Here is a 20,276-nt window from a genome sequence, read left to right as displayed (position 1 = left end):
AGCCCGGTCAGTTGTTCATCACGAACCCCGGAAGCCTGAAGAGACGGTCGTCGGGTGACAGCAGAAAGGTCGCCCAGACTCCGAGGCCCAGACGGGCGCTGCCAGGTCCCACCAGGTAATGGCCCCATGCCTGGGCGAGGGAGTCGACGAGCATCAGGCCGCGCTGCCCCTCGGCCAACGACCACTCGTCGTCCGACCGGTCGTCCGGGATGCGAGGGAGGCCGGTGCCGCCTCCCTCGTCCACCACGGCCAGCCACAGCGTGCGTTCGTCCAGGAGGGCGAGGGCCCGCAGGAACTCCCGGCCCTCGGATGCGTACTTGACGGCGTTGGCGGCCAGTTCGGCCGCGCACAACAGCACGGTGTCCACCAGGTCGGTATCGAACCCCGCCAGATCGGCGCGCAGGTCGGCGCGGACCTGTCGGGCCTGGGCCGGATCCGAGCGGTAGGCGCGGTGTTCCCACCAGGTCGACGCCCGCCGGGGCGGGGACGGCATCGGTTCCGGAGCCGGGGCAGGGGTGAGTGTCGTCGTCATGGTGCTCACCCGACCCTGTCGAGGTAGACGCGGATGACGGCGGCCAGGTCCGCGAAGTCGTCGGACTGCTCCTTCACGGGTTCGGCCAGCAGGTCACCGACCGGGACCCGTGGCAGCGGCGGCATGTAGGGGCGGACCAGCGTGCCGGTGCCGGAATCGAGTGTGGAGGGAGCGGCCTCGTTTCCGGGACGAGGTCGGGGCGCCTGTGCGCGGCGGTCGCTCTGCCCATGCGGGAAGGTCTGGGCCGTCCTCGTGCGCCGCACCTGGTCACCGGGGAAGCCCGGCAGCTCCCGGACAGGGCGTCGCTCAGCGGGTACGAGGGCGGACGGCAGTTCTCGGCGGCGGGGCGACGGCGTGATCGCGGTCGGCTCCGGTCCGGGGCGTCGGTGGCGTTGGGGAACGAACACGTAGGCCAGGGCGATGGCCAGCACGGCGGCGGTCAGCGACCACACACGCCCGGCCAGACTCTGGCGAGGCCTGCGGTGCCTGCCGATAGGGTGTTCCACGGTCTTCCTCCTGGTGTGTTCAGGTGGTTGATCGCGCCCCGGTCCGGTGTTGGAGCACCGGTCGGGGCACCTTGTTTTCTGTTGTGTGGGCGGGTGTCATTGGCCCCGGGCAGGGCTGCGCTTCCCGCTCATGGTCGAAGGGATCGAAGTTCGCGCTCGGTGGCGCGGATGGCCGCGTCCAGCAGTTGCGGTGTGGTCGCGCTCAGCGGTGGAACACGGTGCGGACCGAGGTGGAAGGCGAAGAAGCGGCGCGAAGCCGGTCCCCACAGCACCCACCAGCGTTCGTGGAGTTGTTCCAGCAGGCGGGCGGCCTCGTACTGGGCGGCGTCCTGACTGCGGTCCCACGCCATTCCGGGCTGCTCAGGCCGCGACGGCGTCGTCGGGGTCGGGGACGGGCGCGTAGGGGTCGATGTGCGCCCACACCGTCAGGGGCGTACCGGGCTCGCCGTTCCAGCCCCACTCCACGGACAGACGGTCCACGAGGCGAAGCCCTCGTCCGCACGCCACCAGAGCGTCGACCTCCGGTGACAGGCGCGGAAGGCACACGTTCTGCCCCGGGCGCGGTCCGTCGTCGGTGACCGCGATACGGACGAGTCGGCCGGGCAACGACTCCATCTCCACCCGAATGTGCCCGCACGCCTGACCTGACGCCGAATGGGTCAGCGCATTGGTCGCCAGCTCGCTGGCCACCAACTCGACGCGCAGAGCGCGAAGCGGGTCCACGGATACGCCGTTACGACACCAAGCGCGCATCTGCCGCACCTGCGAGGGCAACGGCCCGAAGATCGCCACCCTCACGCCTCGTTTGCCACCGGACACCCGTCGGGGTAGACCACTTCCTCCCATAGCTGGGCCGCTGTCCTCGTCTTGCGTCCTCCGCTGCCGCGGTATGTCAAAGCTGCTCATCGGGACCTTCCAAGAGAAGGGATGGACTGACACCCGGCGCGGAAGGTACTGATCTCGCCCCGGCGTGAACCTGCAGGCCGGGTGGCGTCTTACACGCCTGGTTCCCCCAGGCGACGTTCCTCACCGGCAGCGAGCTTCCGCCCCAACACCCGTCACCGAGGGCGACGAACCGAACGCTCACTGATCTCATAATGCATTCCAGGAACTTTCCTGGCAAGTGCCCGGAAGAATCTAGGCATATCTGAAGGGGCCCAAGACTTATGGTGAGTGGGCGTGCCCACCGGTCGTCGGAGCCGCGAGAACGGGATGAGAGGAACGACGTGGAAGCTCAGCGCAGCCCGGCTGCAGCGCGCCGCAAGCTCGGCGCCCATCTGCGCAAACTGCGTTCGGACGGGAAGCTGACCGGCGCTCGCGTCGCCTCGGACATCGGATGCGCGCCTTCTACGATCAGCAAGTTCGAGGGCGGAAGCCTCGTCCCTGACGCCGAGCAGCTCGACAAGCTCCTGGACCTGTTCAGGGTGGAAGAGAGCGGTGAGAGGGAGTCACTACACCGACTCTTGGACGATGCTTCCGAAGCCGGTTGGTGGGAGGCCTACGACGAGGTCCTACCTCCCCGGTTCGACACCTATATCGGTCTTGAGCTCGACGCTGTGTCCGTGCACGCCTACGAGACCACGCTCGTCCACGGCCTGTTGGAAACCCGTGCATACGCCAGCGCGGTCCTTCATGGGGCCACCTTCGGCAAACCTCCGGAGGACATCGACCTCCTGGTCGACGTCCGGATGCGCCGCAAGGAGCTCTTCGACCGCGAACCGCCTCTACGCCTGTCGGTAGTGATGGAGGAAGCGGCCATCATGAGGCCGATCGGTGGCACCGAGGTGATGCGCGAGCAGATCCAGCACCTGATCGAGGAACAGGCGAAGCCTCACATCAGCATCCAGGTGCTCCCCTTCTCACTGGGAGCACACGTCGGCTTGAACGGGAACGTCGCCCTCCTGGAGTTCCAGGACCAGCCCCCGGTCGCCCACGCGGAGGGCAGCACAGGCAACAGCTTCCTACTCAAACCACGCGAAGTACGCCGCTGTAAGCTCCTGCTGAAGCGACTGGAAGAGATCGCGCTGAGTCCCGAGGACACCACGGACTACCTCGCCAAAACCCTCAAGGAGCTGAAGTGAGTAGCCCCTCCCAGGAAGACCAGGTTCTGCCTACGGCATGGGTGAAGTCGAGTCTCAGCACTAACCCTCAAGGATGTGTCCAGGTTCGGGTCCCGTACGCGGGCGTAATCGAGATCGGTGACACCAAGAACCCCGCCGGGCCCACGCTCACCGTCCCCCACACCGACTGGGAGTACTTCCTCGACCAGGTCGTGAGTGGCAGAACCGTCTTCAGACGCCTGCACGCCACGTTCCTCCCCAACGGCGGCTTCGTCCTCACCGACACCGCCATCCCCAACTCCCCCACCCTGACCTACACCAAAGCCGAATGGGACGCCTTCCACGCGGGCGCTCTGGCCGGTGAGCTGAGGGGCGAGCACCCGCGCGGCTTCCTCGTCTCCGCGTAGACAACCCTGCCTTGGCCAACGGGACGAAAGTTCACCTCCGCGTGCGCGGGGCTCACCCATCCCGCTGCGACACGGTCTGGCGGAGCTGCGGTCCATCCCCGCCTGCGCGGGGCTCACCTCTCCGTGCTGCCCATGCTGGCGTCCTCCGTCGGTCCATCCCCGCGTGCGCGGGGCTCACGTGGACCGCGTGGGGGCCGAATCGCTCCCGGCCGGTCCATCCCCGCGTGCGCGGGGCTCACCCCGCCGCCAAGCACCAGGGCCAGGCCGTCACCGGTCCATCCCCGCGTGCGCGGGGCTCACGGTTCCCAGTCCGGTTCCTCCAGTTGGCGGGTCGGTCCATCCCCGCGTGCGCGGGGCTCACGCCACCGACACCTGATCCACCACCCGGGCCGCCGGTCCATCCCCGCGTGCGCGGGGCTCACCGACATCGACGCTCATCCTCGCGGCCAGCCGCGGTCCATCCCCGCGTGCGCGGGGCTCACGCAACTGCTCCTCGTTGAGCGGTTCGCGGACCCGGTCCATCCCCGCGTGCGCGGGGCTCACTTCTCGGAGCGCCCGTTCTCTGACATGCCCATCGGTCCATCCCCGCGTGCGCGGGGCTCACCGTTCGTGAAAAGGCCGGATTGGTCCATGGGCAGGTCCATCCCCGCGTGCGCGGGGCTCACGCGGCGTCCCCGTGATGCGGACCCCCCTACCCCGGTCCATCCCCGCGTGCGCGGGGCTCACATTTTGCGGTCCGCGCTCAACGGCACGTCCAGCGGTCCATCCCCGCGTGCGCGGGGCTCACAGGCCGTCGAGGACTCGGGTGACGCTTCCCGGCGGTCCATCCCCGCGTGCGCGGGGCTCACCGAGGCGCCCACCGTGCCGCCGTTCATGAGTCCGGTCCATCCCCGCGTGCGCGGGGCTCACCGAGAGCTGATGAAGACGGCCGCCCCCCGGGGCGGTCCATCCCCGCGTGCGCGGGGCTCACACGTCCTCTTCGAGCGCGATGAGGACGCCCTGCGGTCCATCCCCGCGTGCGCGGGGCTCACTTGGACGAGATGCGGGTGCACGCCGAAGCGGACGGTCCATCCCCGCGTGCGCGGGGCTCACGCGCCGCCTGGAGTTCCTGCGCGGCGAAGAAGCGGTCCATCCCCGCGTGCGCGGGGCTCTCTTCGGCGATGGTCCGCTCTCCCATCACGCCTCCGGTCCATCCCCGCGTGCGCGGGGCTCTCGTCCGGTTGTCCAGAGCGCCACGGGAGACGGGCGGTCCATCCCCGCGTGCGCGGGGCTCTCGCAGTGGTGATCCCCGGCGAGGGGCACTACTACGGTCCATCCCCGCGTGCGCGGGGCTCTCCGGCAGGCCCGGGTTCTCCGAAGACCAGCCGCCGGTCCATCCCCGCGTGCGCGGGGCTCTCGCCGACGCCGAACCCCCGTCCACGGCCTACGACGGTCCATCCCCGCGTGCGCGGGGCTCTCGACAGCTACGGGGACGTCGTGCAGCCGGGCGCCGGTCCATCCCCGCGTGCGCGGGGCTCTCCCGAGTGGACGTATGAGGCGATGGCCAACCTCCGGTCCATCCCCGCGTGCGCGGGGCTCTCGGGGCCCTGCGGTCCGGCCGGTCCTTGGGGGCCGGTCCATCCCCGCGTGCGCGGGGCTCTCTCGGCTGCGACGCACGAAAAGTCAGCGGCCCCTGGTCCATCCCCGCGTGCGCGGGGCTCTCTATCCGGGGCGGCAAGAAGAACAGTGGCGACCCGGTCCATCCCCGCGTGCGCGGGGCTCTCAGTGTCGACAGGACCTTTCTGAGTCGTCACAGCGGTCCATCCCCGCGTGCGCGGGGCTCTCCCCCTCCCCCAGATCCCCCGCCAGCGCGAGGACGGTCCATCCCCGCGTGCGCGGGGCTCTCAAGTCGCCTTCGAAGGGTGCGCCCATGCCCGCCGGTCCATCCCCGCGTGCGCGGGGCTCTCAGCGACGCGGACCCGCGGGGCCGGTAATCGCGCGGTCCATCCCCGCGTGCGCGGGGCTCTCGCGGCGTCCCCGTGATGCGGACCCCCCTACCCCGGTCCATCCCCGCGTGCGCGGGGCTCTCGAGGTTCCCAGTGCCCGGGTTCCCACTGGGAACGGTCCATCCCCGCGTGCGCGGGGCTCTCCCGATCGCGGTAAACACAGCGGCCAGGAGTGCCGGTCCATCCCCGCGTGCGCGGGGCTCTCTCCTCGCCGCCGTCGGTCGTCCACGGCTTGGCCGGTCCATCCCCGCGTGCGCGGGGCTCTCGGGGCCGCTGGGCTGCGGGGGCAGCGATTCAGCGGTCCATCCCCGCGTGCGCGGGGCTCTCGACCAGCTGATTCGCGGCGAGCATCGCCAGGTCGGTCCATCCCCGCGTGCGCGGGGCTCTCGTGACCGCGCCCCGATCAGGGGCCCGTCGGGGCGGTCCATCCCCGCGTGCGCGGGGCTCTCGCACGAACGCCGCGAACGTCTGCGCCCACACCGGTCCATCCCCGCGTGCGCGGGGCTCTCTGGCCGAGCAGCTGCGCGCGCTCGCCCCGCCACGGTCCATCCCCGCGTGCGCGGGGCTCTCGAGGGTCTGGTTCGCGCGGTCGAAGTCGGCGGCGGTCCATCCCCGCGTGCGCGGGGCTCTCTCAGCGAGGGTTCCGGCTTCTTGGTCTCCCACGGTCCATCCCCGCGTGCGCGGGGCTCTCCTGGTCGGCGAATCGGGCCCAGACCTGTTCTCCGGTCCATCCCCGCGTGCGCGGGGCTCTCCCGCGATTCTCGGCGGTGTCGTGGAATGGGCCCGGTCCATCCGCGCGTGCGCGGGGCTCTCGTAAACGATACCGACGACGATTTCTGACAGCCAGGTCCATCCCCGCGTGCGCGGGGCTCTCTCCGCGCTCACCGTCGAGGACACCGTCACTGGCGGTCCATCCCCGCGTGCGCGGGGCTCTCAGGGCCCCGGCCCCCAGGAACAACCCGGTGGACGGTCCATCCCCGCGTGCGCGGGGCTCTCTCGGTCTGCTGCTTCACATTCAGCGACCAGTCCGGTCCATCCCCGCGTGCGCGGGGCTCTCAACAACGGCGCCCGTCGGCTGCGTGAGGCGATCGGTCCATCCCCGCGTGCGCGGGGCTCTCACTTAATGACCTGCAACAACGCGGGGTGTTATCTCCGCGAGACCTACTGGCCAGTTCAGAAATGGCCGGTCTCGGCCATCCCCTCAAAAACCCCGCGAAAAGTCCCGCCCCGGCGCTAACTTCACCTCACACCATGCTCTCATGACCGCTGGAGCACACCAGGATGTCCGCTGATCCCCCCGACCTCCCCGATCCCGCCGAGGACCCGACCCACATCGACCTCTGCCTCTGGGCCAAAGAACGCCACCTCCGCGGTCACCGGTACCCCTACGTCCTCCACGCCCTCGACGCCACCGCGGCAGCCCTCGTCCTGTGGGACCTCACCCTCTCCAGCGGGTTGAAGCGCCGAATTGCTGCGGGCTTGGGCACGGACGAACACCACGCCCGCGCACTGGTCGCTTTCTGGACTGGCTGCCACGACATCGGCAAGCTCGTCCGCGAGTTCCAGGAACAGGTCCCCCTCGACCTGTCGGCCTACCCCGATGACCCGTATCCCGGGGACAAAGCCGGCCACTCCTTCGTCACCCACCAGTGGCTCGTCACCGCGCTCGGCTCCCTCGGCTACAACGACGAGGAGGGGTACACCGCGCACCTGGTGGCCCAGCTCCTCGGAGGCCACCACGGGGTCTATCCAGAGCCCCTCGACGAGTACACGACACCGCGGTTCCAGGACGGCCTCTGGCAGGAACAGCGCGAACGTTCGACCCGCCTCGTCCACGAGGCGGCTGGCTCCCCCGAGCCTCCCGCCCGGTTCAAGGCCGCGGTCGCCCACCTGGTCTGCGGACTGGTCATCCTCGCCGACTGGCTGGTTAGCCAGGAGCACTTCCTGCTCAACCAGCTCAGGACCCCTCCAGCCGACGGCGGCCGCGCGGCCCTCCTGGCGCACTTCCAGGCCTCGACGCCCAGGATCATCGCCCTGGTACAGGAGGCCGGTCTGCGCCGCCTCACCACCAACCCCGCATCGTTCGCCGACTCCTTCCCCGAGTTCACCCCCAACGGACTCCAGGACTCGCTCGCCCGCCACCTTCCCGGCCTGTGCGGGGAGGGCGGTCTGGTGCTGGTCACCGCGCCGCCGGGCGAAGGCAAGACCGAGGCCGCCCTGCACGCCGCGGACCTCCTGGGTAACGCCACCGGCCACGACGGGCGTTTCCTCGCCCTGCCGACCATGGCGACGGCGGACCAGATGTACGGCCGGTTGAAGAAGTACGCGCAGCACCGTTCCGAGGTCGGATCCCCCCTGACCCTGCTTCACTCCATGGCCTGGCTGAACCCCGAGTACGCACCCACGAACCAGGAGCTGACCCGCAGCGACGACCTCGCGCCCACGAGCTGGCTCATGAAGGCCAAACGGGGCCTGCTCGCCTCCTGGTCGACCGGCACCATCGACCAGGCACTCATGGCCGTCCTGCCCTCCCGGCACAACGCAGTGCGCATGTTCGGCCTGGCCGGAAAAGTCGTGGTCGTGGATGAAGTGCACTCGGTCGACCCTTATATGCAGATCCTCCTGGAGCGCCTCCTGCACTGGCTCGGCGTCTACCGGGTCCCGGTCGTGCTTTTGTCCGCGACCCTGCACCATTCGGTGGCGAACTCGCTGGTGAAGGCCTACGTCACCGGTTCCAAGGGCAAGGTGAAGCGGTCCGCGCCACCGTTCGTGGAGAAGATCTCCTACCCCGGCTGGTTGCACGTTCACCCCGGCAGCGGCGAGGTCACCACCAACCCCGAACCGTTCGGTACCACGGAGCGGGACCCGTTGAAGGTCGACCTGGTCCCCATACCCCTCAAGGACAAACGCCCCGACCGGGAACAGGCTCTGCGCGACCTGTTGTCACCCCTGGTCGCCGAAAGCGGGTGCGCGGCCGTCATCTGCACCACCGTCGCCGAGGCCCAGCAGACCCGGAACCTGCTGGCCTCGTGGTTCGCCACTCTGGAGGACCCTCCGGAGCTGTTCCTGCTGCACGCGCGCTTCCCCCAGGACCAGAGGACCCGCATCACCGCGGAACTCACCCGGAGGTTGGGCAAGGAGGGCGCCGGGAACGGCGACCGCCCCGCACGGGCCGTCATCGTGGCCACCCAGGTGATCGAACAGTCCCTGGACCTCGACCTGGACCTGCTCGTCACCGACCTGGCCCCCGTCGGCCTGCTGCTGCAACGCGCGGGCCGCTGCTGGCGGCACGAGCACCTGGGAGTCGTCACACGCCCCGCCTGGGCGTCGGAGCCGCGGATGGCGGTGCTGGTCCCGCAGGAGGAACAGAGCAGGGGACATGTGCCCCGTTCCTGGCAGTACGTCTACACCCCCTCCCTGCTGATGCGCACCCACACGCTGCTGGCCCGCAGGGCCGGGGCGCATGTGAGGATCCCGGAGGACATTCAGGAGTTGGTGGACGACCTCTACGACGACCAGACCCTCATCGAGGACGTCACCGCGGACATCAAGCGGATGGGTGAGGAGTTGGCCCTGCGCACCCACGGGCGCAACGCGGTCATCCCCATCAGCCGGGAGGTATACGGAGACCTGTCCCCGCTCACCAAGGCCGACTTCGAGATCGGCGAGCACTTCCTGGCCACACGTTTCGGTGCGGACTCGGTGCGGGTTCTGTGCTGCTACCGCGACGCACACGGAGATCTGTGGCTGGACGAGGCCCTGACCCGACGCATTCCCACCGCCGACCCCGAGGGCCGGATGTCCGGGGAGGACCTGCGCGCGGTCATCTCCCGCACCATCCCCCTGCGAGCCGACCGGAACACGCAACCGCCCCTGGCGGAGGCCAACCGGGTCCCGAAGGAGTGGGAGAAGAACTTCCACCTGCACGACTTGGTGCTTCTGGTCCATCCGGTCGGCGACGGCACGACCGGTGAGGCGGCCCTCGGTGACAGGCGCCTGTACCTGCACCCCGACAACGGTCTCGAAGAACGCACCTGATCCCGACCCTCCCCGGACTCCCCTGTCCGACCAACCCTGCACGGAGCGATGGTGACCCCTGCCTCGTACGATCTGGCCGAACGGCCCTGGCTGCCGGTGCGCGCGGCCGACGGCACACCCGCGCCCTCGGTCGGACTCAGCGAACTGCTGTGCCGCGCCCACGAGTTCTCCGACATCGAACTGCCGATCCCCCCGGCCTCCGCCCAGTTGTGGCGGGTGCTGACCCTGCTGGCCGCCCGTGTCACCGGTCTGGACTTCACCGCCGAGGCCGGCGACTGGTACCGGGCGCGCCGCAAGGTCCTGGACGCGGGCGCGTTCGACCGCAGCCGGGTGGAGGCCTACTTCGCCTCCCTCCCGGGCCGCTTCGACCTGTTCCACCCCGAGCGTCCCTGGTCGCAGGATCCACGCCTGCGCGAACAGTGCGCCAAGACCTCCGGGGTCAACAAACTCGCCTGGGGGCGCACCGCCGGACAGAACCAGGTGTGGCTGGGCGGCCACCACCACGACCTGGCTCCGGTGCCCCTGCCTCCTGACGAGGCCGCCTGGCACCTGCTCGCGACTCTCGGCTACGGCCCCTCCGGGCGCTGCACCTCGCGCACGGTCGACGGCCGCTCCGAGGCCAACAGCACCGCTGGCCCCCTGCGCGGGACGGTGTCCTTCCACCCGTTGGGGCGGACCCTGTTCGAGAGTCTGGTCCTCAACATCCCCTTCGACGGCGACAGCGACGACGAGCCCGGCGACGTCGAACCCGCGTCCTGGGAGCGGGAGACACTGCCCGACCCGCTGGGGGCACCGCAGGAGTCCACCGGTCTGGCCGGAACCCTGCTGAACCAGGCCTCACACGCGGTCCTGCTGGTCCCCGACCCGGGGGGCGACAAGGTCGTCGACGCCTACGTCACCTGGGCACGACGGGACCGACCGGTTCCCCCCACCGACCCCTACCTCATCCACCTGACGAGCAAGGAGGGCCGCCGGTACGCCCGTCCCGCCGACGCCACGCGTGCGGTCTGGCGCGACCTGGACTCGCTGCTGTCGGAGGACTCCCAGGACCGGTTCCGTCCCGCGCTGCTCGGTGACCTGACCATCACCACCCACCTCCCCGATGGACTGCGGCGGGCACTGCGACTGCGCGCCTTCGGCTTCGACCAGGACGGCCAGACCCGTGACCGCCAGTGGTTCACCGCGAACACCCCGGCGGTCCTGCGCTGGCTGGAGGACTCCGACGCCCCCTCCGAGGAGGCCGTCGCGGCACGCACCCGGATCCGGCTCGCCCGCCGTTCGGCCGAGTCCCTGGGGCTGCGCCTCAAGAACGCCCTGACCGACGCCTGGAAGGAGGGCAACAGTCCTTCGGGCGGTGCCGGGCGCACCGACACCGGAACCGGCCCCTGGCTGCGGCGCGGCCTGTCCCGGTACTGGTCCGAGGCCGAGGCGGAGTTCTGGAGGATCGCCATGGACACCGAGGCCAAAGGCCCCGGCATCGCCTTCTCCCGCCTGGCACTGGCCGCCTATGACGAGGTGACCGGCCCCTACTGTTCCCGCCCCCGCGTCGCCGCCGTGGTGGAACGTCATCGGCGACTGCTGTTCCTGCGGCGGCCCACCCGCCGCACCGACCGAGAAGAGACGACATGAGCAAGGCGAGAGAGGTCCTTCGCGCCGCTGACCGTATGGCGGAGGACCTCGAAGACCGGGTGCGCGACGAGCCCGCCGTGCGGGCCGTCCTGCGCCGGGCGAGCGGAAAAAGGGTCGAGGACCCGGCGGTCCTGCCGGTCCACGGGTTCGTCGCGCGCTACCTGGACCGGTTGCTCACCTCCATCGAGTCCGACGGCAAAGCCCGGTGGTGGTTCCCGGAGAGGGACGTGGAGCGCGCCTTCTACGGGGTGGCCGCGATGATCGCCGCCCAGCCCCGCCAGGCCCGCGACCGAGTCAGCACGGGGGACGACGAGAGCTCCCCTGAGCAGGATCCACAGGACGCCTCCCCAGCCGACCGGGAAACCCCCGGGGAGGATGGCGCGGAGCAGCGGGTTACCGACCCGCTGAGGAGGCACGCCAATCTCGGCGCAGCCCTCGGCATGGCCGTCACCAAGGGTTGGCTCAACGCGGACACCACCGAGGAGCGCCTGCACCTGCTGTGCCGCCAGTCCAACGACGGGGTGCACGCGCAACTCCCCCGCCTGATCCTGCACGCCCGAGACAAGGACGTCCGCATCGACTGGGGACGCCTGGCCCTGGACCTGGCCCGTTGGGGAGCCGACCGCGACTCCGTGGCCAAGGAGTGGGTGCAGAGCTACCACCGCACCATCGAGACCGAGAGGGCCAGGCGCGAAGAAGCCCGGACCCAGCACACCAGCACCGACGACTCCGAGGACCACGCAGCATGAGCACCCCCACGTTCCTGGACATCCACGTCCTGCACACCCTCCCCTACTCCAACGTCAACCGTGACGACCTGGGCTCTCCCAAGAGCGTCGTCTACGGCGGCACCGAGCGCACCCGCGTCTCCAGCCAGAGCTGGAAACGCACCGTGCGCCACCGGGTCGAGGAGCGCCTGGGCGACCCGGCGGTGCGCACGCGGCGCATCGTCGGGGAGATCGCCGGGCACCTCACCGCCCTGGGCTGGGATCCGTACCTGGCCGAGCAGGGCGGTCGCCAGATCGTCCTGTCGGCGGCCAAGGGCGGAATCAAGCTGGAGAAGGAGAAGGAGGGGGAGTCACGGGCGACCTCCGTGCTCTTCTACCTTCCCGTCTCCGCAGTGGATGCCCTGGCCGCCATCGCCCACGAGCACCGTGAGGCCGTGGCCAAGGAGTCCGCCAAGAAGACCCCCAAGGGGGTTCTCCCCGCCGACGACATCGTGGCGGTGCTGCGTTCGCGTAACGCCACCGTCAACCTGTTCGGCCGGATGCTCGCCGAACTGCCCTCCACCGAGGTGGACGGAGCCGTGCAGTTCGCGCACGCCTTCACCACCCACGGCACCAGCGTGGAGGTGGACTTCTTCACCGCGGTCGACGACGTCCCCAAGGAGAACGACCGAGGCAGCGGCCACATGAACGTCGGCCAGTTCAGCACCGGCACGTTCTACCGCTACGCCAACATCGACCTGGCCGGGCTGCTGCGCAACCTGGACGGGGACACCGCGGCCGCCCGTGAGCTGGTGTCGGAGTTCCTGCGCGCGTTCCTGGGCACCGTCCCTTCGGGCAAGCAGAACGCGACCGCGGCGATGACCCTGCCCGATTTGGCCCACGTGGTGGTGCGGTCGGACCGGCCGGTGTCGTACGCGCCGGCCTTCGAGGCGGCGGTACGCGGAACGGAGGGGTTCGCTCCCGCTTCGGTGTCCCGGCTCAGCGACTACGCCGGAAAACTCGGTCAGCTCTGGTGGCCCGACACCGTCCTGTCCTCCGCCCACGCTGGAATCGACGACAAAACGGTCGAGCACCTCGGTGAGCGCCTGACGGGCTACCCGAAGCTGGTCGAGACCGCCGTGGCCGCCGCCTACCCCGGGGACGGGTCGTGAGCGGTCTGCTGCTGCGCCTGGCCGGACCGATGCAGAGCTGGGGGGAGCACAGCGCGTTCGGGGAACGCGACACCCTGGCCTTCCCCAGCCGGTCCGGTCTGGTGGGCATGTTCGCCGCCGCCCAGGGCGTGGGCCGGGACGAGGGCCTGGAACGCTACGACGAGCTGAGGCTGCTCGTGCGCGTCGACGCGCACGGCGTCCGTATGACCGACTTCCACACGGTCGGCGGTGGCCTTCCCCGCGAGCGGACGGTGCCCACCGCCGAGGGGAAGCGACGCCCGGAGGGCGCCACCACCATCGTCACCCGGCGGGCCTACCTGGCCGACGCGGTGTTCACCGTGGCCGTCACCGGCCCCGGGAGCGAGGACATCGGGCGCTCACTGCTGTCCCCCCACTGGCAGACCTACCTGGGGCGGCGCTCGTTCGTCCCCGATCCCCTGCTGGTGCTGCGGGTCCAGGCCCCCGACCCCGAACACGAGCTGCGCACCGCGGTGCCGTTGCCGCGCCGCCGTGTCCCGGAAGGGCAGGAGACCGTCGAGGTCGAACTGGTCTCCGAGCAGGTCTCGTCCGGTGACACCACCGCCGACGGCAGAACCGTCCTCAACGACGTCCCCCGCTCCTTCGCTTCGGCACACCGCCGGTACACGAGCCGGGAGGTCCGGGTGGAGAGGACCGCGCTGTCCGCGGAGCTGGTCTCGGACAGCATCCGGCAGTACCAGGAACGCCTGTTGGCCTACGTCAAGGAGCACCGTTGACCTGGCTCACGAAGATCACCCCCGACCTGTCCTCGCGACGAGCCCGCGCAGCCTTCGCCAACGCCGGAGAAGTACACCGGCTGCTCATCAGCCTGGTCTCGCCCCGCCTGGGCGAAGGGCGCATACCCTCGCCCCGCCAGCACACCGGCCTGCTCTTTCGGTTGGACGAGGGCCGCACCGGGCCGGTCCTGCTCGTCCAGAGCCACGACCGGCTCGACCTGGCCCAGCTCGCTGGCGGAATCGGCGAGGCCGCCGAGCGCGACCTGACACCCTTCCTCGACGGACTGGTGAAGGGGAAAGAGGTGCGCTACCGTCTGGCGGCCACCCCGAGCAAGAGGCTCGGCAAGTCGGAGAAGAACGCCGAGCGTCTCGGCGACCGCGCCCGGCCGGGGGTGAACGCCTACACGCGGCCTCTGTACGGCGCCGACGCCGACCAGTGGTGGCGCGACCGCGCCGAACGCCACGGGCTGGAGTTGCACGAGGTGCTGAGCACCGGTCTAGGCCCGGCCCTGGACCCGGGCAGGAACGGAAAACGCAGGGTGCGCCTGCACATGACCCGGTTCGACGGCCACGCGGTGGTCAACGACCCGGAGGCGGTGCGCAAGGCCGTGGTCGAGGGCGTGGGCCGGGGCAAGTCGTTCGGCTGCGGAATGCTCAGCCTCGCCTCGGCGGAGTGGTGAGGCCGGTGACGGAGACGAACGGGTCACAGGCGCGCAAGGCGCTGGCCCGACCGACCCTGGCGATGCTGCCGAAGGTGTCGGACAACCTGTCGTTCCTGTATGCGGACATCTGCCGGATCGTGCAGACCGACACCGGGGTGTGCGCCGAGGTCGCCGCAGGAGCGGGCACCGTGCACCGGGTACAGATCCCGACGGCCTCCCTTGCCTGCCTGCTGCTCGGGCCGGGCACCTCCATCACCTCACCCGCGCTGGCGACGTTCATGCGGCACGGCACGACGGTGGTCTGCTGCGGGTCGGGCGGCATTCTGCACTACGGAAGTCTGATGCCCGAGAGCCGCACCACCGCGTGGCTGGACCGGCAGGTGCGGGCCTACGCCGACGACACGGCACGGTTGGCCGTGGCCCGGCGCATGTACGAAATGCGGTTCGGGGAGGAGGTGGAGGAGGGCACCGGCATCGAGCGTCTGAGGGCCCTGGAGGGGCAGCGCATGAAGGCGCTGTACAGGAGTCTGGCGACCAAGCACCGGGTGAAGCCGTTCAAGCGCAACTACGACCCGGCCGACTGGGACGGACAGAACCCGGTGAACAAGGCCCTGTCGGCGGGGAACGCGGCCCTGTACGGGGTGGTGCACTCGGTGATCGCCCACCTGGGCTGCTCCCCCGCCCTGGGCTTCGTGCACTCCGGGAAGCAGCAGTCGTTCGTCTACGACATCGCCGACCTCTACAAGGCGCAGACCACGATCCCGCTGGCGTTCTCCCTGCATGCGGCCGAGAATCCCGAGGGGCGGGCCCGGACGCTGTTGCGGACCGAACTGCAGCTCTACAGGATGATCCCGCGTATGGTGCGGGACATCCAGGCCCTGCTCGACCCGAACATCGAGGACGAGGACGAAGACGAGGGCGCGGAGGCGACGCCGCTGCGGTGGCGAGTGGTCGACCTGTGGGACCCCACCGCCGGCGCGGTCTCGGGCGGAGTCAACTACGCGGTGGAGGGTCGCTGATGGGGTCGATGGTGGTGATCGCCACGACCGCGGTCCCGGACCGGGTGCGCGGTGCCCTGTCCCGGTGGATGACCGAACCTGACGCGGGCCTGTACGTCGGCACGATGAACGCTCGGGTGCGCCAGGAGCTGTGGTCCGCCGTGAGCGCGTCGGTGGGAGACGGCGCCGCGGTATGCCTGCACACCGCCGACAACGAGCAGGGTTACGTCGTGCTCACGGCGGGCGAGCGGCGACGGCAGGTGCTGGACTTCGACGGCCTCCAGTTGATCCGGCTGACGGCGCAGGTCGATGAGGAGGAGGACCCGGAATGGCTGCCCGAGGCTCCGGAGCACCAGGTCGGGGACGAGACGCCCGCACCTGAGGAGGATCCCTTCCAGGGACTGTGAAGGAGACGGCCTTGCCTGCCGGGCGGGGCCGTCCGAGTCTGTCCGGATGGCTGGTCGGTGACGGCACCCCTGACAGGGGGTGCCTCACCGGAAGTGAAGCCGTCAACGACCTCTGGGTTCGGCATATGCGTGGGTCTCACTCCCAGGCGCACCGCCACCATGACAGCCGGTTCGGCCCGTCCCCGCGTGCGCAGGGCTCACTCGCCGAGGCTGATCGCCGTCTCATTGATCGCAGGTCCATCCCCGCGTGCGCGGGGCTCACGCGGTCCTCCTCGGCGAGGGTGCGTTGCTTCCAGGCACGGTCCGAGTCGTAGCCCCAACGGGCCTGGCCGTCGCGGCCCATGGAGCACACGGCGCGACGCCCCCGCACATCGACGCTGGGAGCGGCGACGGGAGCGCGAGCGGACCCGAACCGGATGCCCGTCTGGGCACCGGAATCCTGGCCGCCCCTCCCACCGGTGTCGTCTTCTTCCTCCGGGCGCCCCGGCTCGGAGCGGGCTCACCCTCGGTCTGAGCCGGGCACCCCCACGTGCGCGCACCGGCCCGTGTCCGCTTCCACCCGCCACCCGGCGGCGCGCAGCGCGTCCGCGTAGGCGCCGATCTCCTCGGTGAACCACCCCCCGTCCTCCCGCTGCGTGCGTCGGGCCTCGCCGTGGTACACGTACAGGAGCCGCCCGCGCGGCTCCACGTAGAAGCCCCTGGGTTCCCCCACCGCCGTCCAGTCCACGGGCGCGTGCCCGGCCGCCCGCAGCACGGCAACCGCCCGGAGCACCTCGGGGGGCGAGCCCTCCCACGCCGGTGTCCCCTGCCCGCCCCACCACTCCCTGCCCGCCGCCTCAACGGGCGCGGCCTCGCCCCGTGCGCGCCGCGCCAGAGCCGCGTCCAGCCCGGCACGGGAGGCCAGGACCCCTCGCTGGATGCCGTACTCGTCCCCGGAGCGGTGCGGCAGCCCCTGGGACTCGCGCTCCTCCAGGTAGTCCAGGTGCTCGCGCAGCGCTGCCAGACCCGCCTCCGTGACGCGGAAGGCGTAGCCGCGGACGGGGGGATCGCACGGAGCGAGGAGCCCGGCTTCGATCAGCCACTCCCGGCGCCGCCGGTCGCCGACGGAGGTTCGGTAGGCGAGGATGTGCGGTCTGGCGCCCAGGTCGTAGAGGTCGACGAAGCGGGCCGGGGTGAGGCGGCCGGGCATGGGGGTCTCCATCGTGTCGGGGTCGGCGGTGGGCGTCCGCCCGGGTGCGGCGGAGGCGGCCACCGCCACCTTGGCCGGTCCCTCCGACAGTCCGCGCCCTCTCCCCTGGACGGGAGCCGGGCCACGCACTCCTACCAGTAGGTAGGACGGTGTCAACGCCCTTGATTTCGGAACGGACCGTCCGGAACCGGGCGGCCGGATCGGCCGGGGGGCGCCGTCCGCGGCGCCGGCCTCCCGGGCCCCGGCGAGCCAGGTGCGGGGGCGGACCGAGTTCGCCGGAAGACGGGGGTTCTGCGGCGGAGCCGGGAGGCGGTCCGACCGCACCGATGAGGGCAGCGCCAGCCACGGCCGGAGGTCCCCTGCGCGAGCAACTCCCAACCGCGTACGGGCTCGGAGCGCGGCGCGTCAGCACTCCCGTCAGCGTCGGTGTGCGACGCGGGGGGGTGCCGTCGCGCCCGTCCCGGGGCGGGCAGGAGCCGCCGCGGGCGATTGCCGCCGGGGCGGCTGACCGGGCGTCTCCCCAGGTCAGACCATGTGAGAGCCAGCGAGGGGACTTGAACCCCTAACCTATCGCTTACAAGGCGATTGCTCTGCCAATTGAGCTACGCTGGCGGGCTGCCGCGACCGTGGTCCCGGCCGCGTCCCTGGGAAATGGTACCGGTTCAGACACCGCCCGGCCTACTCGGATACGCCGGTGCGTACGAATCGCCGCCCCGGTCTCCGCCCCGTCGGGCAACGGCCCCTACCGGTCACCTCCTCCGCGCACCCCGATCCGGCAAAGAATCCGGATAGACACGCCGTGTCCGGTTGCTCCTCGCCCCGACCGGAAACCAGAGGGGAAAGTGCCCCCTCCCGGGGGCGGAGAGGTGGGAAGGACATGACCGGCAACAGGGGTGTGGTGTACAGGGGCGCGGGCCGGGTCGAGGTCGAGGACATCGACTACCCCGAGTTCGTCGTCAAGGACGGCCCCGGGGTCAACCCGGCCAACGTCGGGCGCGAGGTGCCGCACGGGGCGATCCTGAAGGTCGTCGCCACCAACATCTGCGGCAGCGACCAGCACATGGTGCGGGGGCGCACCACCGCGCCGGAAGGGTTGGTCCTGGGCCACGAGATCACCGGCGAGGTGGTCGAGACCGGCCCCGACGTGGAGTTCGTCAAGGTCGGCGACCTCGTCTCGGTCCCGTTCAACATCTCCTGCGGGCGCTGCCGCAACTGCAAGGCGCGGCGCACGGAGATCTGCCTGAACGTGAACCCGGACCGGCCGGGCTCGGCCTACGGCTACGTCGACATGGGCGGCTGGGTCGGCGGACAGGCCGAGTACGCGCTCGTGCCCTACGCGGACTGGAACCTGCTCGCGTTCCCCGACCGCGAGCAGGCGATGGAGAAGATCCTGGACCTGACGATGCTCTCGGACATCTTCCCGACCGGCTACCACGGCTGCGTCACCGCTGGCGTGGGCGTGGGGTCGAGCGTCTACGTCGCGGGGGCCGGGCCCGTGGGGCTGGCCGCCGCCGCGTCGGCCCGGCTGCTCGGCGCGGCGGTGGTGATCGTCGCGGACATGAAGGAGGAGCGGCTGGCGCAGGCCCGCAGCTTCGGGTGCGAGACGGTGAACGTGGCCGAGGGGGACCTCGCCGGGCGGATCGAGCGGATCCTGGGCGTCCCCGAGGTGGACTGCGCGGTGGACGCGGTCGGCTTCGAGGCGCACGGGACGGGCGAGGGCGCCTCGAAGGAGGCTCCCGCCAGCGTGCTCAACACCGCGATGGCCGTGACCAGGGCCGGAGGGTCCGTCGGGATCCCGGGCCTGTACGTGACCGGCGACCCCGGCGCGTCCGACGAGGCCGCAAAGGAGGGGTCCCTGTCGGTCCGGATCGGGTTGGGCTGGTCGAAGTCGCACGCCTTCTTCACCGGCCAGTGCCCGGTCATGAAGTACCACCGGGAGCTGATGGAGGCGATCCTCCACGACCGGGTGCGCATCGCCGAGGCGGTCAACGCCGTGGCGATCCCGCTGGAGGAGGCCCCCGAGGGGTACCGGGCCTTCGACGAGGGCGCGGCCAGCAAGTACGTGCTCGACCCGAACGGCTACCTCGGCACGGGCTGAGGCACGGGGAGGTACACGGCGAGCGGCGCGCGGACGGCGAGCGGTGCGTGTGCGGGGCGGCCCCGGCTGGGGGCTCGCGGTTCAGGGCGTGCGGGCGACGAGCAGGGTGAGGGCGGGTTCGGACGCGGCCACCCGCCGCACGTCCCGGTAGCCCGCGGCGGCCAGTTCGCGCGCCGCCTCCCGCGGCCCCCAGGGGGTGATCCGGCTGCGGGACATCCGCCAGCGCACCACCGCGTCGCGCATCCCGCCGTCCGGGGCGTCGCCGGGGTCGTCGCGCAGCACGGTCGCGGTGAGCAGCCACGCCCGGGGGCGCAGGGCCTCGCGCACGCGCGGCAGCGCCCGCGCGACGGCGTCGGGCGGGAGTGCCGCCAGGGGGAGCCAGGCCAGGTCGTAGGCCCCGGGTTCGGACAGTTCGGCCACGTCGAGCAGGCGCAGCTCGACGCGGTCGCGCAGCCCGCGTCCGGACAGGTGGCGCTCGGCCAGGCGCAGCGCCCGGGGCTGGACGTCGAGCCCGACCGCTCGGGAGCCGGGGACGCGCTCCAGGACGGCGGCCGCGATGGCGCCGATCCCGGTTCCCGCGTCGAGGAAGCGCAGGCCGTCCCGGCCGAGGAGGTCGCCGAACCCCGCGACGCGCTCCTCCAGCAGGTCCAGGAAGTCCGCCATCCGCCGTCCCGAGGCCGTGCCCTCGGCCAGGAGGGCCGCGTCGTCCTCCTCCGCGCGGTCCTGCTCGCCCAAGGCGGCGTCGGCGGCCTGGGATAACTGCCGCGCGACCCTGCGCGGGAAGGCGGAGGGCCCGGCCGAGCCCGCGAGGACGTCGCGGTAGGCAGGGAGCAGCCGCCACCCGTCGCCGTCGGGCTCCGCGCACCCGGCGGCGGCCAGCAGCCTGCCCTGTTCCCGCGACAGCGGCGCGCCCTCCGCTGCTGCGGCGAGCGCCGCGAGCGCCCAGGCTCCGTTGAGCCAGGCGTCGACACGGGCGGCTGGGTCGGGGGGTCGGGGCGGGGCGTCGGCCATGGCGTGAGTGTGCCACCCACGGCGGGCGGACGCACCCCCGGGTCGCGGGACCCCGTACCGAAACCGGCGGATCGGTTGTTTCTTCCGTTTTTCGAGTGACAGGCGTCACCTCACGGGGTA

General features: G+C 71.2%; 17 protein-coding genes, 1 tRNA gene and 1 CRISPR repeat array. Of the genes, 11 read left to right on the top strand and 7 right to left on the bottom strand.

The genetic code is table 11. The annotated features are described in order from the left end of the window. Positions 1-7: 7 nt before the first annotated feature. The 4 genes from ABD54_RS03810 to ABD54_RS03795 form a co-directional block, all read right to left on the bottom strand. Positions 8-532 carry an ATP-binding protein gene (locus ABD54_RS03810; RefSeq protein ID WP_235431968.1) on the bottom strand — a complete coding sequence of 175 codons (525 nt, stop codon included), beginning with the start codon at positions 530-532 and terminating at the stop codon, positions 8-10. A gap of 5 nt (positions 533-537) precedes the next feature. Then, a complete protein-coding gene (locus ABD54_RS03805) occupies positions 538-1,038 on the bottom strand; it encodes a hypothetical protein (protein ID WP_152691996.1) in 501 nt (166 codons plus the stop codon). A gap of 128 nt (positions 1,039-1,166) precedes the next feature. Next, positions 1,167-1,388 carry a hypothetical protein gene (locus tag ABD54_RS03800; protein WP_047868018.1) on the bottom strand — a complete coding sequence of 74 codons (222 nt, stop codon included), beginning with the start codon at positions 1,386-1,388 and terminating at the stop codon, positions 1,167-1,169. Between the two features lie 10 nt (positions 1,389-1,398). Continuing rightward, complete coding sequence (locus ABD54_RS03795; protein ID WP_327136465.1) at positions 1,399-1,791, bottom strand: ATP-binding protein; 393 nt, start codon at positions 1,789-1,791, stop codon at positions 1,399-1,401. A gap of 473 nt (positions 1,792-2,264) precedes the next feature. Here ABD54_RS03795 and ABD54_RS03790 point away from each other — a divergent pair, with 473 nt between their 5' ends. The 10 genes from ABD54_RS03790 (at position 2,265) to cas2e (ending at position 15,858) form a co-directional block, all read left to right on the top strand. Further along, a complete protein-coding gene (locus ABD54_RS03790; RefSeq protein ID WP_047868016.1) occupies positions 2,265-3,119 on the top strand; it encodes a helix-turn-helix transcriptional regulator in 855 nt (284 codons plus the stop codon). After that, positions 3,116-3,505, top strand: a complete 390-nt coding sequence (locus ABD54_RS03785) for a DUF397 domain-containing protein (protein ID WP_235431967.1) — start codon at positions 3,116-3,118, stop codon at positions 3,503-3,505. The genes ABD54_RS03790 and ABD54_RS03785 overlap by 4 nt, the downstream gene beginning before the upstream one ends. A gap of 27 nt (positions 3,506-3,532) precedes the next feature. Continuing rightward, a CRISPR array of direct repeats spans positions 3,533-6,606; the repeat unit is 27 nt; unit sequence CGGTCCATCCCCGCGTGCGCGGGGCTC. Between the two features lie 165 nt (positions 6,607-6,771). Then, entirely contained in the window at positions 6,772-9,528 is a 2,757-nt protein-coding gene (locus tag ABD54_RS03780) for a CRISPR-associated helicase/endonuclease Cas3 (RefSeq protein WP_047868014.1), read from the top strand. Between the two features lie 48 nt (positions 9,529-9,576). Next, positions 9,577-11,157, top strand: coding sequence for a type I-E CRISPR-associated protein Cse1/CasA (gene casA / locus ABD54_RS03775; protein ID WP_047868013.1), 1,581 nt, complete (start codon positions 9,577-9,579; stop codon positions 11,155-11,157). Next, positions 11,154-11,906, top strand: coding sequence for a type I-E CRISPR-associated protein Cse2/CasB (gene casB, locus ABD54_RS03770; protein ID WP_047868012.1), 753 nt, complete (start codon positions 11,154-11,156; stop codon positions 11,904-11,906). Before casA ends, casB begins: the two co-directional genes overlap by 4 nt. Further along, positions 11,903-13,036, top strand: coding sequence for a type I-E CRISPR-associated protein Cas7/Cse4/CasC (gene cas7e, locus ABD54_RS03765; protein WP_047868011.1), 1,134 nt, complete (start codon positions 11,903-11,905; stop codon positions 13,034-13,036). The genes casB and cas7e overlap by 4 nt, the downstream gene beginning before the upstream one ends. After that, positions 13,033-13,791, top strand: coding sequence for a type I-E CRISPR-associated protein Cas5/CasD (gene cas5e / locus ABD54_RS03760; protein WP_047868010.1), 759 nt, complete (start codon positions 13,033-13,035; stop codon positions 13,789-13,791). Before cas7e ends, cas5e begins: the two co-directional genes overlap by 4 nt. Beyond that, complete coding sequence (locus tag ABD54_RS03755; RefSeq protein ID WP_047868009.1) at positions 13,788-14,471, top strand: type I-E CRISPR-associated protein Cas6/Cse3/CasE; 684 nt, start codon at positions 13,788-13,790, stop codon at positions 14,469-14,471. Before cas5e ends, ABD54_RS03755 begins: the two co-directional genes overlap by 4 nt. A 5-nt stretch (positions 14,472-14,476) precedes the next feature. Then, positions 14,477-15,472, top strand: coding sequence for a type I-E CRISPR-associated endonuclease Cas1e (gene cas1e / locus ABD54_RS03750; RefSeq protein WP_235431966.1), 996 nt, complete (start codon positions 14,477-14,479; stop codon positions 15,470-15,472). After that, complete coding sequence (gene cas2e, locus ABD54_RS03745; RefSeq protein ID WP_082166682.1) at positions 15,472-15,858, top strand: type I-E CRISPR-associated endoribonuclease Cas2e; 387 nt, start codon at positions 15,472-15,474, stop codon at positions 15,856-15,858. Before cas1e ends, cas2e begins: the two co-directional genes overlap by 1 nt. A gap of 499 nt (positions 15,859-16,357) precedes the next feature. Here the strand turns inward: cas2e and ABD54_RS03740 are convergent, their stop codons facing one another. Continuing rightward, the gene (locus ABD54_RS03740) at positions 16,358-17,110 is read right to left on the bottom strand and encodes a hypothetical protein (protein ID WP_152691995.1); all 753 of its coding nucleotides are present in this window, start codon (positions 17,108-17,110) and stop codon (positions 16,358-16,360) included. Between the two features lie 476 nt (positions 17,111-17,586). Further along, positions 17,587-17,659, bottom strand: a tRNA-Thr gene (locus ABD54_RS03735). A 265-nt stretch (positions 17,660-17,924) separates the two neighbouring features. Between ABD54_RS03735 and fdhA the strand changes: the two genes are divergently transcribed. Beyond that, positions 17,925-19,145, top strand: a complete 1,221-nt coding sequence (fdhA, locus tag ABD54_RS03730) for a formaldehyde dehydrogenase, glutathione-independent (RefSeq protein ID WP_047868007.1) — start codon at positions 17,925-17,927, stop codon at positions 19,143-19,145. 81 nt (positions 19,146-19,226) lie between these two features. Here the strand turns inward: fdhA and ABD54_RS03725 are convergent, their stop codons facing one another. Further along, positions 19,227-20,156 (bottom strand): cyclopropane-fatty-acyl-phospholipid synthase family protein, encoded by a 930-nt coding sequence (locus tag ABD54_RS03725; protein WP_047868006.1) that lies wholly within the window; start codon positions 20,154-20,156, stop codon positions 19,227-19,229. Positions 20,157-20,276: the final 120 nt, after the last annotated feature.

It is taken from the genome of Nocardiopsis sp. RV163 (genome assembly GCF_001029525.1).
GTDB classification, from domain to species: Bacteria; Actinomycetota; Actinomycetes; order Streptosporangiales; family Streptosporangiaceae; genus Nocardiopsis; species Nocardiopsis dassonvillei.
Note: the sequence above shows the minus strand (reverse complement) of the source record. Positions and strands in the feature narration are given on the sequence as shown.

What these genes read in the sequence shown, in the direction of transcription:
- ABD54_RS03810 (WP_235431968.1), bottom strand. Translation starts at nt 532, where the DNA reads ATGACGACGACACTCACCCCTGCCCCGGCTCCGGAACCGATGCCGTCC.
- ABD54_RS03800 (WP_047868018.1), bottom strand. Translation starts at nt 1,388, where the DNA reads ATGGCGTGGGACCGCAGTCAGGACGCCGCCCAGTACGAGGCCGCCCGC.
- ABD54_RS03795 (WP_327136465.1), bottom strand. Translation starts at nt 1,791, where the DNA reads ATGCGCGCTTGGTGTCGTAACGGCGTATCCGTGGACCCGCTTCGCGCT.
- ABD54_RS03780 (WP_047868014.1), top strand. Translation starts at nt 6,772, where the DNA reads ATGTCCGCTGATCCCCCCGACCTCCCCGATCCCGCCGAGGACCCGACC.
- casA (WP_047868013.1), top strand. Translation starts at nt 9,577, where the DNA reads ATGGTGACCCCTGCCTCGTACGATCTGGCCGAACGGCCCTGGCTGCCG.
- casB (WP_047868012.1), top strand. Translation starts at nt 11,154, where the DNA reads ATGAGCAAGGCGAGAGAGGTCCTTCGCGCCGCTGACCGTATGGCGGAG.
- cas7e (WP_047868011.1), top strand. Translation starts at nt 11,903, where the DNA reads ATGAGCACCCCCACGTTCCTGGACATCCACGTCCTGCACACCCTCCCC.
- cas2e (WP_082166682.1), top strand. Translation starts at nt 15,472, where the DNA reads ATGGGGTCGATGGTGGTGATCGCCACGACCGCGGTCCCGGACCGGGTG.
- fdhA (WP_047868007.1), top strand. Translation starts at nt 17,925, where the DNA reads ATGACCGGCAACAGGGGTGTGGTGTACAGGGGCGCGGGCCGGGTCGAG.
- ABD54_RS03725 (WP_047868006.1), bottom strand. Translation starts at nt 20,156, where the DNA reads ATGGCCGACGCCCCGCCCCGACCCCCCGACCCAGCCGCCCGTGTCGAC.